This is a genomic window from Leptotrichia sp. OH3620_COT-345, from assembly GCF_003932895.1.
Lineage (GTDB): Bacteria > Fusobacteriota > Fusobacteriia > Fusobacteriales > Leptotrichiaceae > Pseudoleptotrichia.
On the sequence record NZ_RQYW01000149.1, the window covers coordinates 1 to 369 of the forward strand.

Consider the following 369-nt stretch of genomic DNA (forward strand, 5'->3'; position numbering starts at 1 on the left):
AGCAAGGAATTAGGCTATGAAGTAGGGATTTTGAACGAAGCGACAAAAGATGGAAACAAAAGCATTACAGAGCTGAAAAGAGGAACGGCAAAAGGAGAATTAGATAATATCATCGAGAAAGCCCGAAATTTGACCGAGAAAGCAAAAAACTTGGAAGATGGTATAAAAGTAGCCTCGGAGCAAAAAAAAACCTTACAGGGCGAATTAGAGGGCTTAGAAGAGCAATTAAAGGGAGTGCAGAAAGATTTGCTAACAGCAAAGCAAGTAAAGGATGTACCTCATACGCAAGCTTTGTTCGGAGATAAGCAAGTAGTGGCTACAAGTGATTTTAATGCATTATGCAGGACTGCTGCAATGGCAGAAGCACTG

General features: G+C 40.7%; 1 protein-coding gene. It reads left to right on the forward strand.

What is annotated here, in order from left to right:
* A partial coding sequence (locus EII29_RS12440) for a hypothetical protein (RefSeq protein WP_199726106.1) occupies nucleotides 1-369 on the forward strand: 369 nt, incomplete at both ends.